Genomic DNA, 21,001 nt, shown 5'->3' on the forward strand with positions numbered 1-21,001 from the left:
CGGCCGGGACCTGTCAGGCTGGCCGGGTGCCGAGCCGACCACCGCCCTCCGGCGCCGAGCTGCCGCTGCTCACCGCCACCCTCGACGGCTGCCGGGACGCGCTGCTGCGCACGACCGAGGGGCTCACCGGTCCGCAACTGGCCCGTCGGCTGACGCCATCGGCCCTCACGCTCGGCGGGCTGCTGCACCACCTCGCGCACGTCGAGGACGCCTGGTTCCGGGTGCGCTTCGCGGGGCTCCCCCGCCATCCGCTGTGGGCCGGCGCCGGCCGGGACGACGTCTTCCGGGCCGCGGCCGCGCTGGCCCCCGAGGAGCTGCGCCGCCGCTACGAGGACGCCTGCGCCCGCAGTCGCGAGGTGGTGGCGCAGCTCCCCGATCTCGATCGGCCGGCCGCCGTGACGAGCGGGGACGCACCGCCGGAGAACCTGCGCTGGATCCTGCTGCACATGATCGAGGAGACCGCCCGGCACAACGGCCACGCCGACCTGCTCCGCGAGTCGGTCGACAGCGGCGGCCGGTGACGGTGCGCCGCCCGCGGGTCAGCCGCGGGCGGCGCCGTAGCCGAGCAGGGCCGCCAGGCCGAGGGCGCTGCGCGGAGCGTAGGGCCCGCGCCACAGCCCGCCGTGCGCCGCCGCGTACGCCTCGTCCTGCCAGGGGTGCTCGTGCGCCGGGCCCCCACCGGTGTGCAGGTCGTGCACCAGCAGGGCGGCCATGAGGACGTTGGACGTCGCCGGGTCGAACACCTCGACGCCGAACCGGTGCGCCCCGGCGTAGGCCGCGGCCAGCGCCCGGTTCTTGACCACCGAGCGGGTCCGGGTCGGCGGCGCGACGTTCATCGACACCGTGATCCCGGCCGCCCGGGCCACCGTCGCCCGCCACCGCTGCAGCCGCTTGGCCAGCGCGTAGTTGGGGCCCTGCTGGGCGACCAGGCTGTCGGCGATGCCCGGGTCCGCGCCGGGCACGTGCGCGCGCTGCAGCAGCCGGCCGGCCGAGAGGGTCCGCAGGGGCCGGCCGAGCAGCTTGGCCCGCCGGGACCGGCCGGCATAGGCGCGGACCGACTGCTCGACGGCGTCGGCCGGCACGGCGAACACGTCGGTCGGTGTGGCGAGGAAGGCCAGCGCGACCTCCGGCCGGGCGGCGGCGAGCCGCACGGTCAGGGCGTCGACGGCCACCGACACCCGCACGTTCATCGCCCCGTCGGCGTAGACGTAGTTGCCCAGCGCCGGCCGGCCGGGCAGCGCCGCGATCCAGTCGGCCACCGCCGGCACCTCGCCGACCAGGTCGGCGCCGGCCCGCTCGGCCATGGGGCCGCCGTCCCCGGTCACCGGGAGGAACAGCGTGCCGGCGCCGCGCCGAGCGGTCTCGAGCACCCGCTGCCACAGGGAGGCCCGCGGCAGGTCGACCCCCGCCACGCGGGCGCCCCAGCGCAGCAGCGCGGTCAGCGGCCCCATCTCCGCGCCCGCGCCGAGGACGACCACCGTGCGGTCGGGCACCGCCAGCCACTCGGGGTGCGCGGCCACCGTCGCGACGGCCTCGGCGCAGGACGGCTCGACCACGCCGGCCGCCGTCCACGCGTCCAGGCGGCGCAGCAGGTCGTCCCCGCGCAGTCGCCCGCCGCGGTAGGGCAGCGAGAGCTCCCGCTCGGGCTCCGCGGTGCCGGTGACCTCCGCCGTCCCCAGGGACCGCCCGGCAGGGGCGGTGGCCAGCGTGCCCAGCCCGGCCTCGCCGCCGTCGGTGCCGGCGACCCGCATCCGCCGGTGCAGTGACGACAGGCCGGCGTCGGCGATCGACAGCGCCGCCTCGCGCGCCGGCAGACCGGCCTCGACCAGCCGGCGGAAGTGGCTGAGGTAGCCGGCCCGCCAGTTGGTCTCCCGCTCGGCGGCCAGCGCGCCGGGCGGGTCGACCGACCGGAGGGCGTCGGCGACGACGGCCCGGCCGAGAGCCGCGGTGCTGCGCCGGCCGTCGGGCTCGGCCGGGAAGACGACACCGCGCTGTCCGTCGGTCACCGGCCGATCCTGCCCGACCCGGTCGGCCGGTGGCGGCTGGGGCTCCGGGCCCCAGCCGCCGGCACTGCTCCTACTGGTTGCCGATCTTGCCGTCGGCGATGTCCCGGCCCTTGTCGATCTGCGCGTCGTGGTCGCCACCGGTCTTCTGGTCGGCGAGGTCCCCGCCCTTGTCCAGGGCCTTGTCGCTGACCTGCTCGCCCTTGTCGCTGCTCAGCGCGTCCTTGGCCTTGTCCATCATGCTCATGGGTCTTCCCCCTCGGGTCCGGTCGCACCGATGGCGCGGCTCACCCCGGGGATGCCCGCCGACCGGCGACCGCAACCGCCGGCTCGCGCTCCACCGGCACCGGGTCGACCGGCGCCCCGGCCTCCAGCCAGCGGAGCAGGGTGCGGGCACCGAAGCCGGTGCCGCCCTTGACGACCTCGGCGTCGTCGGACCCGGCGCGGGCCGGGCCGGCGACGTCGAGGTGGGCCCACGGCAGGTCGCCGGCGAAGGGCCGCAAGAAGAGCGCGGCGGTGCTGCCACCCGGGTTGCCGGGGGCGTTGTTGGCGTCGGCGACCGTGCTCTCCAGCAGGTCGGCGTGCTCCTCGGCCAGCGGCATCCGCCACACCGGCTCCCCCGCGTGCCCGGCGGCGGTGCGCAGGGCGTCGGCGAGCCCGTCGGTGGTCGAGAAGAGGCCGGCGGTGCGGGTGCCGAGCGCGACCTTCATCGCGCCGGTCAGCGTGGCGACGTCGACCAGCACGGTGGCGCCGAGCGACAGGCGGGCGTGCGCCAGCCCGTCGGCGAGGACCATCCGGCCCTCGGCGTCGGTGTTGAGCACCTCCGTCGTCCGCCCTCCGACGTGCCGGACGACGTCGGCCGGGCGGTAGGAGGAGCCGGAGACGGCGTTCTCCGCGGCCGGGACGACCGCACTGACCGCCACCGGCAGCTCGAGACGGGCGGCGGCGTCCACCGCGGCGAGCACCGCCGCGCCACCGGCCATGTCGGTCTTCATCTCGCGCATGCCGGACGTCGGCTTGATCGAGATGCCGCCGGTGTCGAAGGTGATGCCCTTGCCGACGAGCACCGGGTGCGCGGAGCCCGCCGACGGGTGCCGGTAGCTCGCCACGACCACCCGGGGCGGGCTCGCCGAGCCCCCACCGACGGCGAGGACGCCGCCGAAGCCCCCGGCGCGCAGCTCGTCGGGGCCCAGGACGGTGACCGTGACGTGCGGCAGGCCGGCGAGCCGGTCCACCGCCTGCTCGGCCAGCCAGGCGGGGTCCTTGGTGTTGCTGGGCGTGTTGACCAGGTCGCGGGCCCAGGCGACGGCCCGGCCGGTGACCTCGCCGGCACGGGCGGCGGCGGTCACGGCGGGATCGCCGGCGTCGGCGGCCACGACCGTGACGGTGACCAGCCTCGGGGGGTGCGGCCGCGAGGTGTCGCGGAAGCGGTAGCCGGCCAGCAGCGCCGCCTCGACCGCGGCGCGCACCTCCTCGGCGCCGGCCGGCGCGGCGGCGTCGTCCAGCGGGAGCACGAGCCGGCGGGCGCCGTGCTCGGCGAGGGTCTGGGCCCGCCGCACGGCGACGCCCACGTAGCTGCGCAGGTCGGGCAGGGTGGCGTCCCCGACGCCGACCGCGACGACGCTGCGCGGGCGCCGGCCGGCGATCGGGATGTTCGTGACGGTGCCCGGCCTGCCGGTGTTCCCGGTGTCGGCGAGGGCACCGGCGAGCAGGTCGGCGTCGACCGGGGCGCCGGCGCCCGTCAGCCAGCCGGGCAGGGTCGCCCCGCTGCCGACCGGCACCGCGAGGAGGTCGTCCTCGCCGAGCTCGGGCAGGACGGAGGCGATCTCGACCCGCGGCAGCGGCGCGGCCCCGGTCGCCGGCGTGCTGCCGGCGGCCGGGGCCGCGTCGTCCCGCGCGGAGCTGCCCGGAGGCAGGTGCGCTGCGGTGTTCAGCTGGTCGCGCCCTTCAGTGCCTCGGAGAGGGCCGCGGCCTCGTCGGGCGAGAGCTCGACGACCAGGCGACCGCCGCCCTCGAGCGGTACCCGCATGACCAGGCCGCGCCCCTCCTTGGTGACCTCCAGGGGACCTTCACCCGTGCGCGGCTTCATGGCCGCCATGCGTGCCTCCTTCGCCGGCCACCCGCAACCGGACCGGCTGCGGTGTGGCGTTCGTCGATGCTGTGCGCTCCGACCCCAATGATCCCGTATCGCAGGTCGGGAGACCAACACGACCCCCTCTCAGGTGACCAGCGGGGGCGGACCGGCGCCCCGCCGCGCGGCGACGGCCGCCCTCAGGTGCGCGCCCGGAAGCACGTGGCGACGTGGTCGTCGACCATGCCGGTGGCCTGCATGAGGGCGTAGGCGGTGGTCGGGCCGACGAAGACGAAGCCGCGCCGCTTGAGCTCCTTGGCCATGGCGACCGACTCCGGGCTCGTCGCGGGCACGTCGGCGAGGGTCGCCGGCCGGGGCCGGGGTGCCGTGGGCGCGAAGGACCACAGCAGCGCCGAGAGGCCCTCGGGCAGGTCCTGTGCCGAGCGGGCGTTGCGGACGACGGCGGCGATCTTGGCGCGGTTGCGGACGATCCCGGCGTCGGCCATGAGACGGGCCTGGTCCTCCTCGGTGAAGTCCGCGACCGCGTCGACGGCGAACCCGGCGAAGGCGGCGCGGAAGGCGGCCCGCTTGCGCAGGATGGTGATCCAGGACAGCCCCGACTGGAACGCCTCCAGGCACAGCCGCTCGAACAGGGCGTCGTCGCCGTGCAGCGGCGTCCCCCACTCCTCGTCGTGGTAGGCGACGTACTCGGGGGCGCTGTCGCCCCAGGCGCACCGGATCAGCTCCACGGCGCGGACGGTAACGCCGGCCGCCGACAGGACGCCGCGGCTACCGTCCCCGGGTGCGCACCCCCGCCGGCCCCGCCCGTCCCCGGGTGACGGGGCGGCCCGACCTCGCCCGGGCCCCGCTGGCCGCGCTGGCGGGCGCGGTCGCGCTGCTGCTGGTGGCGGTCGCCGGCCGGTACGGCTACCACCGGGACGAGCTGTACTTCCTGCGGGCCGGACGGGAGGCGGCGTTCGGGTACGTCGACCAGCCGCCGCTCACGCCGCTGCTCGCCGCGGCCGTGGACGCCCTGGCGCCGGGCTCGCTGGTGGCGCTGCGGCTGCCGTCGGCGCTGGCTGCCGGCGCGGTGGTCGTCCTCACCGGGCTGCTGGCGCGGGAGTTCGGTGGCGGCCGGACCACCCAGCTGCTGGCCGCCGCCGCGATCGGCGTCTCCTCGTTCCTGCTGGCCGTGGGTCACCTGCTGTCGACCTCGACGCTGGACCTGCTCGCCTGGACGGCGCTGTCGTGGCTGCTGGTCCGGGCACTGCGCGACGGCGGGCGGATCTGGCTGGCCGCCGGCGCCGTGGCCGGGCTCGCCCTACAGAACAAGGTGCAACCGGCCTTCCTGGTGGCCGCTCTGCTGCTCGGCGTCCTGGTCCTCGGTCCGCGGTCGGCGCTGCGCTCCCCGTGGCCGTGGGTGGGTGGCGCGGTCGCCCTGCTGCTGTGGGCACCCAACCTGGTCTGGCAGGCGGCGAACGGCTGGCCGCAGCTGGCCCTCGCCGAGGCGATCGCAGCGGGCAGTTCCGGCACGTCGGAGCCCTGGTACCTCTTCCTCCCCTTCCAGCTGGTGCTGGTCAGCCCGCTGCTGGTACCGGTCTGGGTCGCGGGCCTGGTGCGGCCGGCCCGCGACCCGGCGCTGCGCCCGTGGCGGGCCTTCGCGCTGGCCTACGTCGTCCTGGCCGGGGTGTTCCTGGTGACGGGCGGCAAGCCCTACTACCTGGCCGGGCTCTACCCGGTGCTGCTGGCCGCCGGCGTCGACCCGGTGCTGGCCTGGGTGCGGCGCGGGCCCGCCCGGCTGCGGGCCGCTCTCGTGGCCGCCGCACTGGCGCTCAGCCTGGCCGTGGACGCGGTGCTGATGCTGCCGCTGGTCCCGGTCGACCGGCTGGCCGGCACCCCGGTCCCCGCCGTCAACTACGACGCCGGCGAGACCGTCGGCTGGCCCCGCTTCGCCGCCACGGTGGAGCGGGCCCGGGCCCAGCTGCCGGCCACCGCGCCGGTCGCCGTCCTCACCGGCAACTACGGGCAGGCCGGGGCCGTCGACCGGTTCGCCCCCGCGCTGGCCCCCGCGTACAGCGGACACAACGCGTACTGGACGTGGGGCCCGCCGGCCGAGGCAGTCACCTCGGTGGTGGCCGTCGGCCTGCCCGAGGACCGGCTGCGGGCCTGGTTCGCCCGGGTGCAGCCGGCCGGCCGGATCGACGACGGGGTCGGCCTGGACAACGACGAGCAGGGCACGCGGGTCTGGCTCGCCACCGACCGGCAGGTGCCGTGGGAGCAGATCTGGCCACAGCTGCGCCGGCTGGGCTGAGCCGGGCTCAGTCCTGCAGGTCGAGCACCTCGATGGTGCGGCCGGCCCACAGGTCCCGCGAGGCCTGCTCCGGGTAGCGGGCGACCCCGCCCCGCTCCCCGGTGTCGAAGACCCGGGTCAGCTGCCGCTCCTCCTCGTGCGCGGGCCACCCCGGGTCGCCGTCGCGGGCGAACGCCGTCCAGGCCGTCTGCATCTGCGCGGAGACGTCGACCGCTCCCGCGGGCGCCGGCGTGCCCAGCAGCTGCAGCGCCAGCCCCTGGTCGAGGACGCCGAAGACCAGGGGGACGTCGAGGCCGTGGCAGGCGCCCAGGACGCCGCCCGCCGCGGGCGCCGGCCAGGTCAGCTCGTAGAGGTGGCTGCGCCCGCCACCGAGGCTGTGCGCGTGGGCCAGGTGCAGGCTCGGGATGCGGAACATCCGGTCGGAGTGGGCCAGCACGAACAGCTCCTCGGCGTCCGCACCGGGGTGCGCGGCGCGCATCCGGGCCCCGGCGTCGGGACCCGGGCCGAACACGGCCATCGCCTCCTCGGCCATCTCGTCGGTGACCTGGCGACCCGCCCGCCGAGGGCGAGGAACAGCCGCCACTCGTCGCGGTTGTGGCCGACCAGGAGCGGCACGTCGCGCGCCGCGCCCGCCGTCAGCCCGGTCCACGGGTCGGTGGGCAGCACCTCACCGTCCACGACCGGGGAGAACGGGGTGGGCGTGTGCGACACCAGGCCCCAGCGCCGCAGGGTGGGCAGCCGCCGGTCCAGCGTGCCCAGCGCCCCGAGCAGGTCCTCCGGTGCGACGTCGGCCAGCGCGGCCGCGGTGGGTGCCCGTCCGAGCGGGGCGACCAGCTCGACGGCGACGTCCCGGGCCAGCGCGGGGGTGAAGTACGTGCCCGGGACGCTCTGCGCGACCGCCTGGGCGAAGAGGCCCGCGGCCGCGGGCATCACCATCAGCGCGGCGACCGCCCCGGCGCCGGCGGACTCGCCGAAGACGGTGACCCGCGAGGGGTCCCCGCCGAACGCGGCGATCTCCTCCTGCACCCAGCGCAGCGTGGCGACCTGGTCGAGCAGGGCCCGGTTGGCCGGCGCGCCGTCGAACTGGGCGAAGCCCTCCACCCCGACCCGGTGGTTGGCGGTCACCACGACCACCCCGGCCCGGGCCAGGGCCGCGCCGTCGTAGCCGGGCTGGTCGGCCGAACCCATGCGGTAGGCACCGCCGTAGACCCACACCACGACCGGCAGGCCGGTGGCCCCGGGGTCCGGCGTCCACACGTTGAGGGTGAGCCAGTCGGTCGGATCGTGCCGGACCGGGAGGCCCGCGACGCCCATCGGCGGCGGAGGCGGCGGGCCCATGTGGGCCTGGGGCGGCGGCGGGCCGAAGACGTCGGCCTCCCGGACGCCGTCCCACGGCGCGGCCGGCGCCGGCGCCTGGAAGCGCAGGTCGCCCACCGGCGGGGCGGCGAACGGGATGCCGCGGAAGACCGCCACCCCCTGCTCGGACCGTCCACGGACCGCCCCGGCGCGGGTGCGGGCCACGGGGGACGACGTCGGCTGGCTCATCGGTCTCCTCAGGGGACGGGGGTGTCGACCGGCGGGGGGACCTCGGCGGCGGTGCGCCGGTTGCGCCGGGTGGCGAGGACGCAGCCGAGCACGATCAGCGGCAGGCCGATCGCCAGCCCGAGGGTGAAGGGCTCGTCGAGCAGCAGGACGCCCAGGAGCACCGCCACCGCCGGGTTGAGGAACGTGATGACCAGCGCCCGCTGCGGCCCCACCTCGCGGATCAGCGCGAAGAAGAGCGCCATCGCGACGGCGGTGCACAGCACGCCGAGGGTCACCAGCGACAGCAGCGCCGTCGCCGGCGCGGCGCCCACCTGGTCGAGCCGCGGCAGGGCGAACGGCGCGTAGACGACGGCGGTCACCACGAGGGCCACCGCGCTGGCCGCCACCCCCGGGACGTCGGGCAGGGCGCGGCTGACGATCAGCGGCGCGGTGGCGTAGCCGATGACGACCAGCCCGACCGCCGCGATCGGCAGCAGCTGGGCCCCGCCGACGTCCAGTCCCAGGAGGACGGCGATGCCGACGACGCCCAGGCCCATGCCCGCGAGCCGGACCGGGGTCAGCCGCTCCTCCTCACCGGCCAGGCGGGCGGCCAGGGCAGCGGCGAAGGGCACGCCCGCGACGAGCAGGCCGGTCAGCGAGCTGGACAGCGACTGCTCGGCGTAGGCGAGGAGCAGCCACGGGCCGGTCATCTCCAGCACGGTGAACAGCAGCAGCGCCTTCCAGTGCCGCAGCGCGGGGCGCAGCTGCCCGCGGGCGACGGTCCAGGGCAGCAGCAGGGCGGCGCCGAGGACGCAGCGGCCGAAGACCACGACCACCGGCGACATCTCGCCGACGGCCACCTTGATCAACAGGTAGGGGATGCCCCAGATCAGCGACATCGCCAGGAACAGTGCCCACCCGCGCCGGCTCATCGCTCGCCCACGGCCGACATCCTGCCTGCCGCCGGTCCGCCGTCCCCACGGTGGTGCCCACTTACGGTGGTGCCCGTGGCCGACTACGCGACCTTCGTCGTCTTCGCTGCCGTCCTCGTCCTCGTGCCGGGACCGGACTTCGCCGTCGTCGTGAAGAACACGCTGTCCGGCGGGCGCCGACGCGGATCGTGGAGTGCGGTCGGCGTCACGGCGTCGAACGTCGTGCAGGGCGCCGCCGCCGCGGCCGGGCTCGCCGCGCTCGTCGTGCGGGTGGAGCCGCTCTTCCAGACCATCCGCTGGCTGGGCATCGGCTACCTCGCCTGGCTGGGCGTGCAGGCGCTGCGCTCCGCCGTCCGCGGCCGGTACCCGGACCTGTCGGCGACCGACGCCGCGCCCGGTCTGGCGATGGCCGGGTTCCGCCAGGGGTTCTTGTCCAACATCACCAACCCGAAGGTGCTGGCGTTCTACCTCGCGGTGCTGCCGCAGTTCCTCGGCCCCGGTGCGGCGGTCCCGGTGCTGGCCGCGTTCGCCCTCACCCACGCCGTCCTCGGGCTCGGTTACCTCCTCGCCCTCGTCGCCGGGCTGGACCGGGCGCGGGCGGTGCTCGCCCGACGGCCGGTCCGGCGCGCCCTCGACGCGCTGACCGGGTGCGCGCTGCTCGGGTTCGGCGTGCGGCTGGCGGTCGCGCGCGGCTGAGCCCGCGCGGTTGACCCGGCGCGGCACCGGGCACCGGTCGGCGGTGACCGGGACGACTCCCCCGCCCGACGGACGGCGACTGCTGGCCTCGGGCCTCCTGCTCGGCGCCGGGCTGATGGGAGCCGTCGACGAGATCGTGTTCCACCAGCTGCTGCACTGGCACCACTTCTACGACCGGGCCAGTGGGGCGGCCGGCCTCGTCTCCGACGGCCTGCTGCACGCGGCGACGCTGTCGGCCGTGGTGGCCGGGCTGGCGCTGCTGGCCGACCTGCGGCGCCGTCGGACGTTCACGCCGACGCGCTGGTGGGCTGCGGTGCTCCTGGGCGCGGGCGCCTTCCAGCTGTGGGACGGCGTCGTCGACCACAAGCTGCTGCGCGTGCACCAGGTGCGCTACGGCGTCGACCCGACCGGGTACGACGTCGCCTGGATCGCCGGTGCGGTGGTGCTGCTGGCCGCCGGCGCACTGCTCATGGCCCGCGCCCGCCGCCGGCCGGTGCGGTGATCCTGCTCGCCGGCCTGCTGGTCGCGGCCGGGCTGTACGTGGCGGCCGGCTGGCACTGCCGGTCGCCGTGGCCGCTGGCCCGGACGGCGTCCTGGCTGCTCGGCCTCGCCTGCGTCGGTGCCGGCGCGGCGCTGGGCGGCGGGCACGGCGACCTGCGCGCGCACATGGCCGGTCACCTCCTGCTCGGCATGCTCGGACCGCTGCTGCTCGTGCTGGCCGCGCCGGTCACCCTGGCCCTCCGCGCGCTGCCGGTGACCGGCGCCCGCCGGCTGGCCCGGCTGCTGCGGACGCCGGTCGCGCGGTGGGCGACCGACCCGCTGGTCGCCGTCCCGCTGAACTCCGCCGGGCTGTGGGTGCTCTACGGCACCGGGCTGCACACCGCCGCCGCGCACCGGCCCGCACTGGCCGCGCTGGTCTCGCTGCACGTGCTGGTCAGCGGCTACCTGGCCACCGCGGCCGTGCTCGGCGTCGACCCGGCTCCGCACCGTCGGGGGGTCGGGGCTCGGGCGGCGGCGCTGGCCGCCGGGATGGCCGCGCACGACGTCCTCGCGAAGCTGCTGTACGCCTCCCCGCCGGCCGGGACGACGCACGCCGAGGAGGGTGCTCGGCTGATGTACGACGGGGGCACGGTCGTCTCGCTGGCCGTCGCCGCGGTGCTGTGGCGGCGCTGGTACGTCAGCCGCGCCGCCGCCCGGGAGGGTGCCGCGCGCCCCGGGACACCCGTGCCGGCGCGAGGCCGAGCCGGTGGACGCCGCGGCCCGGTTCCCCGTCCGGGTCAGCGCACCGGCCAGGCGACCTCCAGGTGCGGCTCGTCCGGGGCGACGTCCCGGGCGCTCAGGTAGACCTCCGCCGGGCTGCCGGTGCGCGTCAGCGCGGCGTCGTCGCACCACCGGGCCACGACGTCGTAGGCGTCGAGGATCCGCGGGAACTCCGCCTCGGCCCGGGTGAGGCGGGTGAGCGCCTCCCGGCCGGGCGGCCGGCGGCGGACCCGGAGACCGTCGGCCGGATCCACGGCACCGGTGAACGGGACGGCGACCTCCACCGGCCCGTCGCTGTCCTCGGTGACCATCCCGTGGTAGGCGACCCGCAGCGCACCGGCGCGCGCCGCTCCCGACGTCCGCAGCTGCTCCTCGATCGCCTCCCGGGCGGACGTGATGAAGCCGTCGAGCGCCTCGACGGTCAGCCGCCGCTCGACGGTGAGGAGGGTGGCCGCCGGGACCTCCCGCACGGTGACGCCGTCCCTGTCCGGCGCGGCCCGGTCCTCTCGCTCCGCCCGGCGGTGCAGGTACGCGACGAGCTCCCGGCGGCGTCGCAGGTCGGCCTCCACGCCGGCCCACCACGCGTCGACCGCCGCGAGCCGGTCGGTCCCGGTCAGGTCGACCACCGCCCGCACCGTGGCCAGCGGCATGCCGGCCGCCCGCAGCACGCCGATCAGCCGGGCCCGCTCCACCTGGCCGGCGCCGTACTGCCGGTAGCCGGTGCGCGGGTCGACCCGGTCGGGCACCAGCAGCCCCTGGGCGCCGTAGAGCCGCAGCGCCTTCGGCGACAACCGGGTCCGGCGCAGGAAGTCCCCGACCCGCAGCAGGTGCTCGTCCACGCCCGGCAGCCTGAGGCAGGCCCCAGGGGCCGGGTCGAGCCGGGCGGTCAGGCGTCGCCGCTGAGGTAGGCCCGGCGGCGCTCGGGCGGGTACCTCTCGATGGCGTAGCGCAGCATCGTGCGGGGCATCCGCCGGTACCGCGGGGCGAGGAACGCCTCGGCCACCGACCGGTCGCGGTTGCCGACCTCGCGCAGCATCCAGCCGACCGCCTTGTGGACCAGGTCGTGCGGATCGTCGAGCAGCCGGTCGGCCAGCCGGAGCGTCGGCTCGAACCGCCCGGCGCGGATGGCGGGGAAGGTGGCCATGACGGCGATCCGCCGGTCCCACACCGACGACGACGCGGCGAGGTCGTCCAGCAGCACCGGGTCGGCGCCGCCCAGCAGGTACGGGGCCGAGGCGTCGACGAGGTCCCAGTTGTCCACGTGCCGCCGCGACGTCAGGTAGAGGTCGACGATCCGGGACCGCTCGTCGTCGTCCGCCGTCGCGAACCGCCGCACCAGCACCAGCAGCGCGGTCAGCCGCTCCTCGTGCCACGGGCTGGACAGCAGGTCCGCGACGTCGGCCAGCGGCGTGGTCGCCGCGTGCCGCCGCGCGATCGCCCGCTGCGGGGGGACGGCGATGCCCAGGAAGCGGTCGCCCTCGCCGTAGCTGCCGGGGCGGACCTGGAAGTAGCGGGCCATGCCGGCCGCCCGCTCCGGGTCGGCGGCGGCGGCGAGCTCGGCCCGGATGGCGGCCGCCGTCACGGCCGGCTCAGCCGGCGTGGGTGGCGGCGAAGGCGGCGAACCGGCGCAGCGACCGGCGCACGCCCGCGACCATGACCGGCTTCACCAGCGGCCAGCCCGCCCGGCCCAGCGGGCCGAAGGGCAGCCAGAGCTGCTCGGTCCAGGTCAGGGTCGTGTGCTCGCCCCGCGGGGTCAGCTCGAAGATGCCCGGCCCTCGGACGATCCGGCCGGTGTGCTGGACGACGACGCGGCGCGGGGGGTCCCACTCGGTGACGACCATCGTGTCGAGCACGCCGAGGTGCCGGCCCCGCCGCCACGGGATGCCGGTGCGCGCGGCCATCCGCCCGCCGACACCGCGGGGGTCACCGCCCACCACCTCGACGTCGGTGAGCAGCATCCACTCGCCCTGCCGGGTCCAGTCGGTGAGCGCGGCCCAGACCTGCTCCGGTGGTGCGTCGACGTCGACGGTCTCGACCAGTTCACGCATCGGCGTGGGCTCCGTTCCCGTTCGTGGGGGCACCCGAGGGCGGGGCGTCGGTCCCCGGTGCGGCGGCGTGGCCCGGCGGCCGGACGGTGTCCGCGTCGTCCAGCCGGGCGCGCAGCGCGGCCAGCTGGCCGTCGCGGTCCTCGAGCGCCTGGGCCAGCTGCTCCAGCAGCCAGTCCACCTCGGTCATCCGGTAGCCCCGGACGGTCACCGAGATGCGCAGGCCCCGGACGTCGTCCGCGGTGACCGGCCGGTCGTCGGGCAGCTCGACCGGCGACCGGTCCGGGTCGGCCGGCGGCTGGGTCTCCCCCCGGCCGAGCAGCAGCGACCCGCCCAGGAAGACCAGCGCGCCGACCACCAGGACGACGGCGACGAAGACGACGGCGGAGAGCACGGTCGGTCGACCTCAGGCGTCGCTGGGGCCGGGATCGGCGGGCAGCGAGCGCATGCCGCCACCGTTGTCGCCGGCCACCCGCGCCGCGTCGGCCTCTTGGACGAGCCGGACCACCTCGGCCACGTCGTCGGTGACGGTGAACAGGTCCAGGTCGGTGTCCCGGATGGTCCCGGCCGGGACCATCGTGTCCCGGACCCAGTCGACCAGGCCGGACCAGTACTCCGTCCCGTAGAGGACCACCGGGAAGCGGGTCACCTTGCGCGTCTGCACCAGGGTCAGCGCCTCGAACAGCTCGTCGAGGGTGCCGAAGCCGCCGGGGAGGATGACGAAGGCCTGGGCGTACTTCACGAACATCGTCTTGCGCACGAAGAAGTAGCGGAACGCGATGCCGACGTCCACCCACTCGTTGAGCTCCTGCTCGAAGGGCAGCTCGATGCCCAGCCCGACCGAGAGCCCCCCCGCCTCCGACGCCCCGCGGTTGGCCGCCTCCATGGCGCCGGGCCCGCCGCCGGTGATGACCGCGTAGCCGGCGTCGGCGAGCGCGGCACCGATCTCGATCCCGGCGGCGTAGTGCGGGGAGTTGCGCGGGGTGCGGGCGCTGCCGAAGACGCTGACCGCGCGCGGCAGCTCGGCGAGCAGGCCGAAGCCCTCGACGAACTCGCTCTGGATCCGCAGCACCCGCCACGGGTCGGCGTGCACCCAGTCGGTGGGGCCCCGGCGGTCCAGCAGCCGCTGGTCGGTGGTCGTGTCCTGGGTGCGCGCGTCGGGCTCACCGCCGCGGAGCACCACGGGGCCGCGGTGCCGGGTCGGGCGCGGCTTGCGGCCGCCCGCGGGCTCGGGGGTGGTGGTCACGCGGAGCTCCCGGAGAGGTAGGCGACGAGCGCGTCCTCGGCCGGCTGCAGCCGGTCGACGACGACGTGCTCGTCGCGGGTGTGGGCCAGCTGCGGGTCGCCGGGGCCGTAGTTGAGGGCGGGGATGCCGAAGGCGGCGAAGCGGGCGACGTCGGTCCAGCCGAGCTTGGCGCGGGCGGGCCGGCCGACCGCGGCCACGAACGCCGCCGCGGCCGGGTCGGCCAGGCCGGGCAGCGCGCCGCCGGCGTTGTCGACGACGGACAGGGTGGCCCCCGCGGCGACCGCGTCGGCGAACACCTCGCGGACGTGCGCCTCGGCGGCGTCCTCGTCGCGGTCGGGCGCGTAGCGGAAGTTGACCGTCACCCGGCACTCGTCGGGGATGACGTTGCCCGAGACCCCGCCCTGGATGCCGACGGCGTTGAGCCCCTCGCGGTACAGGCAGCCGTCGATGTCCACCTCGCGCGCCTGGTAGGCCGCCAGGGTGGCCAGGATGCCGGCCGCCCCGTGGATCGCGTTGACACCCAGCCAGCTGCGGGCGCTGTGCGACCGCCGTCCCGGCACCTCCAGCACCGCCCGCAGGGTCCCCTGGCAGCCGCCCTCGATCTCGCCGTCGGTCGGCTCGAGCAGGATGGCCAGGTCGCCGTAGAGCCAGCCGCGGCGTTCCCGCGCCACCCGGCCGAGGCCGTTCCTGACCGCTTCGACCTCCTCGTTGTCGTAGAAGACGAAGGTGAGGTCGGAGGCGGGCTCGGCCCCCGGGACGCCGAAGCGGCCGGCCAGCCGCAGCATCACCGCGTCGCCGGCCTTCATGTCGCTGGTGCCGCAGCCGTACAGCCGGCCGGAGTCCGGGTCGAGCCGGCTGGGGACGTTGTCGGCGATCGGCACGGTGTCGAGGTGCCCGGCGAGCACGACGCGCGTCGGCCGGTCGAGGTTCGTGCGGGCGAGGACGGCGTCGCCGACCCGCTCGACCTCCAGGCCGCCGAGCCCCCGCAGCGCGGCCTCGACCGCGTCGGCGAGCGCCCGCTCGGTGCCCGACACCGACGGGGCGTCGACCAGCGCACGGGTGAGCGTGAGGACGTCGGCGGAGAGGTCCAGCGGCGGCAGGTCACCCACGGTCGCCGAGCCTACGTGCGCCGTGCTGTCCCGGCCCCGGCAGCGCGCCCGTCGCCGCTCGGTAGCGTCCTCCCCGTGACCGCCGCAGCCCCGCACTCCGCCGTCGCCGCCGGACTCGCGACCGTGACCCCCTCGGGCACGGTCCTCGACGTCTGGTACCCCGAACCGCGACTCGGAGCCCCCGCGGGCGCTGCTCCCGGCACCACCCGGCTGGGCGCGCTGGAGCTCTCGGGTGAGCTCGGGCCCGACTACGGCGGCCTGGTCCGGTCGGACGAGGCCCGCGGGGTCGAGGTCATCGCCGTCCGCACCGTGGCGCCGGACCTCTCCGCGCCGCCGGCGGACACCTACGACGTCTGGCTGCGGCTGCACCTGCTCTCCCACCGGCTGGTGCGCCCCAACGGGGTGGACCTGACCGGCGTCTTCGGGCTGCTCACCAACGTGGCCTGGACCAGCGCCGGACCGGTCGAGGCGGCGTCGTTCAACGTGCACCGGCTGCGGGCCGCGCACGGTCAGGTCACCGTGCACGGCGTCGACAAGTTCCCGCGGATGGTCGACTACGTCATCCCCTCCGGCGTGCGCGTCGCCGACGGTGACCGGGTCCGGCTGGGCGCCCACCTGGCCGAGGGGACGACGGTCATGCACGAGGGCTTCGTCAACTTCAACGCCGGCACGCTGGGTCCCTCCATGGTCGAGGGCCGGATCAGCGCCGGCGTCGTCGTCGGCGCGGACAGCGACATCGGCGGCGGCGCCTCGATCATGGGCACGCTGTCCGGCGGCGGGAAGCAGGTCATCTCGATCGGCAGCGGGTGCCTGCTGGGCGCCAACGCCGGCGTCGGCATCTCCCTCGGCGACCGGTGCGTCGTCGAGGCCGGCTGCTACGTGACCGCGGGCTCCCGCGTGACCCTGCCCGACGGCTCGGTGGTCAAGGCCGCGGAACTCTCCGGGCGCGACGGCCTGCTGTTCCGCCGCAACTCGGTGTCCGGCGCGCTGGAGGCCCTCCCCCGGGACGGCGACTGGGGCGCCCTGAACGCCGAGCTGCACAAGAACTGACGAGGACCCCTCTGCCCCCACCGGGCCCTTCCGCGGGGAGGCCCGGGACGACGCCACGGGTCGACCTGCGGAGGGGCCGGGGCACAACCGCTTCCACCACCGAATGCTGAGGTCATAGGCTCGCCGGCACTCGCGCGCGGACCGAGTCGGAGGAGACGCCGGTGGCCGACCAGCGGATCAAGATCAACCTCGATGAGTCGCAGCTGCCGACGCAGTGGTACAACGTCGTCCCCGACCTGCCGAGCCCGCCCCCGCCACCGCTGCACCCGGGCACGTTGCAGCCAGTGGGGCCCGACGACCTCGCGCCGCTGTTCCCGATGGACCTCATCCTCCAGGAGGTCACCGGCGACCGCTTCGTCGACATCCCCGGCGAGGTCCTCGACATCTACAAGCTGTGGCGCCCCTCGCCGCTGTACCGGGCGCACCGGCTGGAGAAGGCCCTCGGGACGCCTGCCCGCATCTACTACAAGTACGAGGGCGTCTCACCGGCCGGCTCGCACAAGCCGAACACCGCCGTCCCGCAGGCCTACTACAACGCGAAGGCGGGCGTGCGGAAGCTGACGACGGAGACCGGTGCCGGGCAGTGGGGCACCGCCCTCGCGTTCGCCAGCGCCCTGTTCGACCTCGAGTGCGAGGTCTGGATGGTCGGCGCCTCCTACGACCAGAAGCCCTACCGGCGCACGATGATGGAGACGTTCGGGGCCCGCGTGCACCGCTCCCCGTCGGACCTGACCGCGGCCGGGCGGGGCATCCGCGCCGAGGACCCGCAGCACCCCGGGTCGCTCGGCATCGCGATCAGCGAGGCGGTCGAGGTCGCCGGCCAGGACCCGCAGACCCGCTACGCCCTGGGCAGCGTGCTCAACCACGTGCTCCTGCACCAGACGGTGATCGGCGAGGAGGCGCTCCTGCAGCTGGCCTCGGTGGACGAGAGCCCGGACGTCATCGTCGGCTGCACCGGCGGCGGCTCCAACTTCGGCGGCCTGGTGTTCCCCTTCCTGCGGGAGAAGCTCGCCGGCCGGATGTCCCCGACGATCCGGGCGGTCGAGCCGGCGTCGTGCCCGTCCCTGACCCGGGGGGTCTACGCCTACGACTTCGGCGACACCGCGGGCATGACGCCGCTGCTGAAGATGCACACCCTCGGCCACCGGTTCATCCCCGACCCGATCCACGCCGGGGGCCTGCGCTACCACGGGATGTCCCCGCTGCTCTCGCACGTGTACGAGCTGGGCCTGGTGGAGGCGCTCGCACTGCCGCAGACCGAGTGCTTCGCCGCCGCCGTGCGGTTCGCGCGGACCGAGGGGATCGTGCCGGCTCCGGAGCCGAGCCACGCGCTGGCGGCCTGCATCCGCGAGGCGGAGGCGTGCCGGGAGTCGGGCGAGGAGAAGGTGATCGTCACGGCGCTGTGCGGCCACGGGCACTTCGACCTGGCCGCGTACGAGGCCTACCTGTCCGGCCGCATGGTCGACGAGGAGGTGACCGACGAGCGGCTCGCACCGGGACTGAGCGAGCTGCCGACGGTGCCGGCCGGGGCCTGACGCCCCGGCCGGCGGCCTCCCGGCGCGGTCAGTCCACGTCCCCCGGGCCCGGGGTCTCGGGGGTGTTCGACGGCGGGGCGGCCGGGACGGCGAGGTGCTCGAGCAGCGCGACGACGAACTCCTGCGGGCGCTCCACGTGCGGCGAGTGCCCGACACCGGGCAGCACGACCTCGCGGTAGGCGCCGCCGGTCGCCGCGTAGCGGTCGAGCACCGAGCGGGTCTGGGTGACCATCGGCTGCGGCGGGCAGACCTCCTCGCCGGGCCAGCCCGGGAGCGCACCCAGCGCGCCGAGCTGGGCCAGGTCGAACATCGACGCGTCGGAGACGATCGCGTCGGCGTCCCCGCGCACCCACAGCACCGGCGGCTTGACCGGCAGGTCCGCGAGGCCGGAGAGGTCGAAGACGGTCGGCGCCATCGTGTTGAGCACGCCGCGCTCCCCCGGTGCCGCCCCCGGCCACGTGCCGCACGTGACGGCGTCCCCGGGGTAGTGGTCCTCGCCGGTGCGGGTGGAGAGCATCGCGGCGACGAAGACGTCCTCCAGCTGCGGGTCCAGCGGGAGGGAGTCCGGCGCGACGTAGAAGGCCCGCAGGACCGACCGCGGGCTGGTCGGCTGGTCGGCGGTCGTGTCACCGGCGGCGAGGGCCGCGACGAACGCCGGGTTGGCCGCACCGGCCCCCGAGCCGGCACCGTCCTCGGACAGCCGCCGGCCCTCCGCCCCGGCCGTGCCGCCGAAGCCGTACGGCGAGACGGGCGCGACCAGCACGACCGAGGCCACCCGCTGCGGCGCGTCGAGCAGGTACTGCAGGACGACGCCGGCGCCCATGCTCCAGCCGACCAGGTGCACCCGCTCCAGCCCCAGCGTCTCCACCAGCGCCGCGAGGTCGTCGGCCCAGTCCCGCACCCCGCGTCGTGCGTCGATCGGCAGGGCGTCGGTGTCGCCGTAGCCGCGCAGGTCGACCGCGAGGGGACGGACGTGGCCGGTCTCGGCCAGCGCGAGCATCGGCTGCTGCCAGAACAGTGACGAGCTGACGTTGCCGTGCACGAACAGCACCACGTCCCCGGCACCGGCCGGGTCGCTGCCGTCGGGGTGGAGCACGTTCTGGGTCAGGCGCGGGGTGCTGACCCTGGTCGCGGTGATGCCGGGCAGCAGGACGTCGGCCATGGGTTCTCCTCGCGAGGGGGGACGGCGGCGGGCACACGCTAGCGACCGACACCTCGTCCCGGCAGCGCCGTCCTGACAGGAACCCCACCTAGAGTCGGCGGCCATGCCCAGTGGACGGAGTGCGACGACGGTCCGGCCGGTCCGGCGGCCCGCCGCGCGCACCCCTGCCCGCACCCCCGCTCGGCGCGCTGCGTCCGGGAACCGACAGACCGTGCGCCGCGCTCCTGCCGGTCGCCGCTCCGGCGGACGCCGGCCGACCGGCCGCGACCTCGTGGCCTGGGTCTGGCTCGCGGTCCTGCTCGTCGTGGTGGTGCTCGTCGCGTTCTCCTCGTCGGGCGACGCCCCCGAGGACGTCGCGGTCGCGACGGCGGAGTGCACGCTGCCCGCGACCGGCATCGAGCTCTCCGGTGAGCAGATCGCGAACGCCCGCACCATCGCGCAGGTGGGCCGGGACCGCGGGCTCCCCGAGCGGGCCGTGGTCATCGCCCTGGCCACGGCCATGCAGGAGTCCACCCTGCGCAACCTCGACCACGGCGACCGCGACTCCCTCGGCCTGTTCCAGCAGCGCCCGTCGCAGGGCTGGGGCAGCCCGGCGCAGGTGCAGGACCCGGTCTACGCGGCGGGCATCTTCTACGACCGGCTCGTCCAGGTGCCCGGCTGGGACACCGGTCGGCTCACCGAGGTCGCGCAGGCAGTGCAGAGATCCGGGTTCCCCGAGCTGTACCAGCGCTGGGAGGGTCTGGCCGCGGAGCTGGCCACCGCCACCTCGGGTGGCAACTCCTCCTGCCCCTGACGAGCGGCCGACCGGCGTCGCGGGGGACGCCGACCGGCGTCAGCCGGCCAGACGCTCGACCGCGGCGGCGATCCGCTCGTCGGTGGCGGTGAGCGCCAGGCGCACGTGCCGCGCCCCGGCCGGGCCGTAGAAGGCGCCCGGGCCGGCGACGATGCCGAGGCCGGCGAGCCAGTCGATGGTCGCCCAGCAGTCCTCGTCGCGGGTCACCCAGAGGTAGAGGCCGGCCTCGGAGTGGTCGATGCGCGCCCCGGCGGCACGGACTGCCGCGGACAGGCGCTCGCGGCGGGCACGGTAGCGCTCCCGCTGGGCGTCGACGTGCGTGTCGTCGTCCAGGCCGGCGGCCATCGCCGCCTGCACCGGCGTGGGCACCAGCAGCCCGAGGTGCCGCCGGACCTCCCACACGGTGCGCACCAGCGCGGGGTCGCCCGACAGCATCCCGGCGCGGTACCCCGCGGCGGTGGACTGCTTGGACAGCGAGTGGACGGCGAGCAGCCCGGTGTGGTCCTCGCCCGCGACGGCGGGGTGCAGGACCGAGCGCGGCTCGACGTCCCAGCCGAGGGTCACGTAGCACTCGTCGGCGACCACCGGGACGCCGTGCGCCCGGCCCCAGGTCACCCAGTCCCGCAGCTGCTCGTCGGTCAGCACCCGGCCGTGCGGGTTGCCCGGGCTGTTCAGCCACACGAGGACGATCCCGGCCGCGTCCGGCGGCGGCACGTCGGTGCGGCGCACGGCCAGCCCGGCCAGGACCGCGCCGACCTCGTAGGTGGGGTAGGCGACCTCCGGGACGATCACCGTGCCCCGGCCGCGCAGCCCGAGGAGGGTGGGCAGCAGCGCCACCAGCTCCTTGGAGCCGACGGTCGGGATCACCGACGGGTCGGTGCCCAGCGGATCGGCCAGGTGGACGCCGAGCCGGCGCTGCAGCCAGCGGGCGGCACCGCTGCGGAGCTCGGCGGTGCCCAGCGCCGTCGGGTAGCCGGGGGCGTTGCCCGCGCCGGCCAGCGCGGCGGAGAGCACCTCGGGGGTGTCGTCGACCGGCGTCCCGATGGACAGGTCGACGACCCCGCCCGGATGCCGCGCGGCCGCGGTGCGCGCGGCGCTGAGCGAGTCCCAGGGGAAGTCGGCCAGCCCGCCGGCCGCCGTCCCGGACGCCGGGGCCCCCGGGGACCGGGTCGTCAGTGGCCTTCCGCCTGCGGCGGCAGGGCGGCGACGAGCGGGTGGTCCCTGCCGACCTTGCCCGTCTTCGCGGCGCCGCCCGGGCTGCCCA

Annotated in this window: 24 protein-coding genes; 8 read left to right on the top strand and 16 right to left on the bottom strand. The window is 76.5% G+C overall.

Features of this window, described 5'->3' with window-relative positions:
- Window positions 1-26: 26 nt before the first annotated feature.
- Entirely contained in the window at window positions 27-521 is a 495-nt protein-coding gene (locus GCU56_RS19155) for a DinB family protein (protein ID WP_163483340.1), read from the top strand.
- A gap of 18 nt (window positions 522-539) precedes the next feature.
- Here GCU56_RS19155 and GCU56_RS19160 read toward each other — a convergent pair whose 3' ends face one another.
- From GCU56_RS19160 to GCU56_RS19180, 5 genes are all read right to left on the bottom strand, one after another.
- Window positions 540-2,006, bottom strand: coding sequence for a hypothetical protein (locus GCU56_RS19160; RefSeq protein ID WP_163483341.1), 1,467 nt, complete (start codon window positions 2,004-2,006; stop codon window positions 540-542).
- A gap of 70 nt (window positions 2,007-2,076) precedes the next feature.
- Window positions 2,077-2,250 (bottom strand): antitoxin, encoded by a 174-nt coding sequence (locus GCU56_RS19165; RefSeq protein WP_163483342.1) that lies wholly within the window; start codon window positions 2,248-2,250, stop codon window positions 2,077-2,079.
- A gap of 40 nt (window positions 2,251-2,290) precedes the next feature.
- Window positions 2,291-3,784 (bottom strand): leucyl aminopeptidase family protein, encoded by a 1,494-nt coding sequence (locus GCU56_RS19170; protein WP_345771945.1) that lies wholly within the window; start codon window positions 3,782-3,784, stop codon window positions 2,291-2,293.
- Window positions 3,785-3,933: 149 nt separating this feature from the next.
- Window positions 3,934-4,101, bottom strand: a complete 168-nt coding sequence (locus GCU56_RS19175) for a DUF3117 domain-containing protein (RefSeq protein WP_012947303.1) — start codon at window positions 4,099-4,101, stop codon at window positions 3,934-3,936.
- A 173-nt stretch (window positions 4,102-4,274) separates the two neighbouring features.
- Window positions 4,275-4,823 (bottom strand): DNA-3-methyladenine glycosylase I, encoded by a 549-nt coding sequence (locus tag GCU56_RS19180; protein WP_345771946.1) that lies wholly within the window; start codon window positions 4,821-4,823, stop codon window positions 4,275-4,277.
- A 53-nt stretch (window positions 4,824-4,876) separates the two neighbouring features.
- Between GCU56_RS19180 and GCU56_RS24820 the strand changes: the two genes are divergently transcribed.
- Window positions 4,877-6,385 (top strand): glycosyltransferase family 39 protein, encoded by a 1,509-nt coding sequence (locus GCU56_RS24820; RefSeq protein ID WP_163483343.1) that lies wholly within the window; start codon window positions 4,877-4,879, stop codon window positions 6,383-6,385.
- A gap of 7 nt (window positions 6,386-6,392) precedes the next feature.
- On the opposite strand, the gene GCU56_RS23550 is transcribed toward GCU56_RS24820, so the two are convergent.
- Genes GCU56_RS23550 through GCU56_RS19195 form a run of 3 tightly spaced genes read right to left on the bottom strand, consistent with a single transcriptional unit; the run spans window position 6,393 to window position 8,841 of the window.
- Window positions 6,393-6,821: a carboxylesterase family protein gene (locus GCU56_RS23550; protein ID WP_204332420.1), complete on the bottom strand. Its 429-nt coding sequence runs from the start codon at window positions 6,819-6,821 to the stop codon at window positions 6,393-6,395.
- On the bottom strand, window positions 6,725-7,930 hold the full coding sequence (locus GCU56_RS19190; protein ID WP_204332421.1) for a carboxylesterase/lipase family protein: 1,206 nt from the start codon (window positions 7,928-7,930) through the stop codon (window positions 6,725-6,727). Before GCU56_RS19190 ends, GCU56_RS23550 begins: the two co-directional genes overlap by 97 nt.
- 8 nt (window positions 7,931-7,938) lie before the next feature.
- Complete coding sequence (locus GCU56_RS19195) at window positions 7,939-8,841, bottom strand: DMT family transporter (RefSeq protein WP_163483344.1); 903 nt, start codon at window positions 8,839-8,841, stop codon at window positions 7,939-7,941.
- 75 nt (window positions 8,842-8,916) lie between these two features.
- Here GCU56_RS19195 and GCU56_RS19200 point away from each other — a divergent pair, with 75 nt between their 5' ends.
- From GCU56_RS19200 to GCU56_RS19210, 3 genes are read left to right on the top strand one after another with little or no spacing between them, the layout of a single operon-like run.
- Complete coding sequence (locus tag GCU56_RS19200; RefSeq protein WP_345771947.1) at window positions 8,917-9,537, top strand: LysE family translocator; 621 nt, start codon at window positions 8,917-8,919, stop codon at window positions 9,535-9,537.
- Between the two features lie 43 nt (window positions 9,538-9,580).
- Window positions 9,581-10,039, top strand: coding sequence for a DUF2243 domain-containing protein (locus tag GCU56_RS19205; protein ID WP_345771948.1), 459 nt, complete (start codon window positions 9,581-9,583; stop codon window positions 10,037-10,039).
- Window positions 10,036-10,881, top strand: a complete 846-nt coding sequence (locus tag GCU56_RS19210; RefSeq protein ID WP_345771949.1) for a cytochrome c oxidase assembly protein — start codon at window positions 10,036-10,038, stop codon at window positions 10,879-10,881. The genes GCU56_RS19205 and GCU56_RS19210 overlap by 4 nt, the downstream gene beginning before the upstream one ends.
- On the opposite strand, the gene GCU56_RS19215 is transcribed toward GCU56_RS19210, so the two are convergent.
- From GCU56_RS19215 to dapE, 6 genes are read right to left on the bottom strand one after another with little or no spacing between them, the layout of a single operon-like run.
- Window positions 10,815-11,636, bottom strand: coding sequence for a MerR family transcriptional regulator (locus tag GCU56_RS19215; RefSeq protein WP_163483346.1), 822 nt, complete (start codon window positions 11,634-11,636; stop codon window positions 10,815-10,817). The two genes, GCU56_RS19210 and GCU56_RS19215, sit on opposite strands and share 67 nt — an antisense overlap.
- A gap of 47 nt (window positions 11,637-11,683) precedes the next feature.
- Complete coding sequence (locus GCU56_RS19220; RefSeq protein WP_163483347.1) at window positions 11,684-12,379, bottom strand: DNA alkylation repair protein; 696 nt, start codon at window positions 12,377-12,379, stop codon at window positions 11,684-11,686.
- 7 nt (window positions 12,380-12,386) lie between these two features.
- A complete protein-coding gene (locus tag GCU56_RS19225; protein WP_163483348.1) occupies window positions 12,387-12,845 on the bottom strand; it encodes an SRPBCC family protein in 459 nt (152 codons plus the stop codon).
- Window positions 12,838-13,236 (bottom strand): DivIVA domain-containing protein, encoded by a 399-nt coding sequence (locus GCU56_RS19230; RefSeq protein ID WP_163483349.1) that lies wholly within the window; start codon window positions 13,234-13,236, stop codon window positions 12,838-12,840. Before GCU56_RS19230 ends, GCU56_RS19225 begins: the two co-directional genes overlap by 8 nt.
- A 12-nt stretch (window positions 13,237-13,248) precedes the next feature.
- On the bottom strand, window positions 13,249-14,088 hold the full coding sequence (locus GCU56_RS19235) for a TIGR00730 family Rossman fold protein (RefSeq protein WP_163483350.1): 840 nt from the start codon (window positions 14,086-14,088) through the stop codon (window positions 13,249-13,251).
- Entirely contained in the window at window positions 14,085-15,197 is a 1,113-nt protein-coding gene (gene dapE, locus GCU56_RS19240) for a succinyl-diaminopimelate desuccinylase (protein ID WP_163483351.1), read from the bottom strand. Before dapE ends, GCU56_RS19235 begins: the two co-directional genes overlap by 4 nt.
- Before the next feature lie 75 nt (window positions 15,198-15,272).
- Here dapE and dapD point away from each other — a divergent pair, with 75 nt between their 5' ends.
- Window positions 15,273-16,247: a 2,3,4,5-tetrahydropyridine-2,6-dicarboxylate N-succinyltransferase gene (gene dapD, locus GCU56_RS19245; protein ID WP_163483352.1), complete on the top strand. Its 975-nt coding sequence runs from the start codon at window positions 15,273-15,275 to the stop codon at window positions 16,245-16,247.
- Between the two features lie 161 nt (window positions 16,248-16,408).
- A complete protein-coding gene (locus tag GCU56_RS19250; protein WP_163483353.1) occupies window positions 16,409-17,782 on the top strand; it encodes a TrpB-like pyridoxal phosphate-dependent enzyme in 1,374 nt (457 codons plus the stop codon).
- A gap of 28 nt (window positions 17,783-17,810) precedes the next feature.
- On the opposite strand, the gene GCU56_RS19255 is transcribed toward GCU56_RS19250, so the two are convergent.
- Window positions 17,811-18,944, bottom strand: a complete 1,134-nt coding sequence (locus GCU56_RS19255; RefSeq protein WP_163483354.1) for an alpha/beta fold hydrolase — start codon at window positions 18,942-18,944, stop codon at window positions 17,811-17,813.
- Between the two features lie 211 nt (window positions 18,945-19,155).
- Between GCU56_RS19255 and GCU56_RS19260 the strand changes: the two genes are divergently transcribed.
- A complete protein-coding gene (locus GCU56_RS19260; RefSeq protein ID WP_163483355.1) occupies window positions 19,156-19,737 on the top strand; it encodes a hypothetical protein in 582 nt (193 codons plus the stop codon).
- 39 nt (window positions 19,738-19,776) lie between these two features.
- On the opposite strand, the gene dapC is transcribed toward GCU56_RS19260, so the two are convergent.
- On the bottom strand, window positions 19,777-20,913 hold the full coding sequence (dapC, locus tag GCU56_RS19265; RefSeq protein ID WP_275585983.1) for a succinyldiaminopimelate transaminase: 1,137 nt from the start codon (window positions 20,911-20,913) through the stop codon (window positions 19,777-19,779).
- Window positions 20,914-21,001 lie beyond the last annotated feature (88 nt).

The organism is Geodermatophilus sabuli (genome assembly GCF_010686765.1).
Classification (GTDB): domain Bacteria; phylum Actinomycetota; class Actinomycetes; order Mycobacteriales; family Geodermatophilaceae; genus Geodermatophilus; species Geodermatophilus sabuli_A.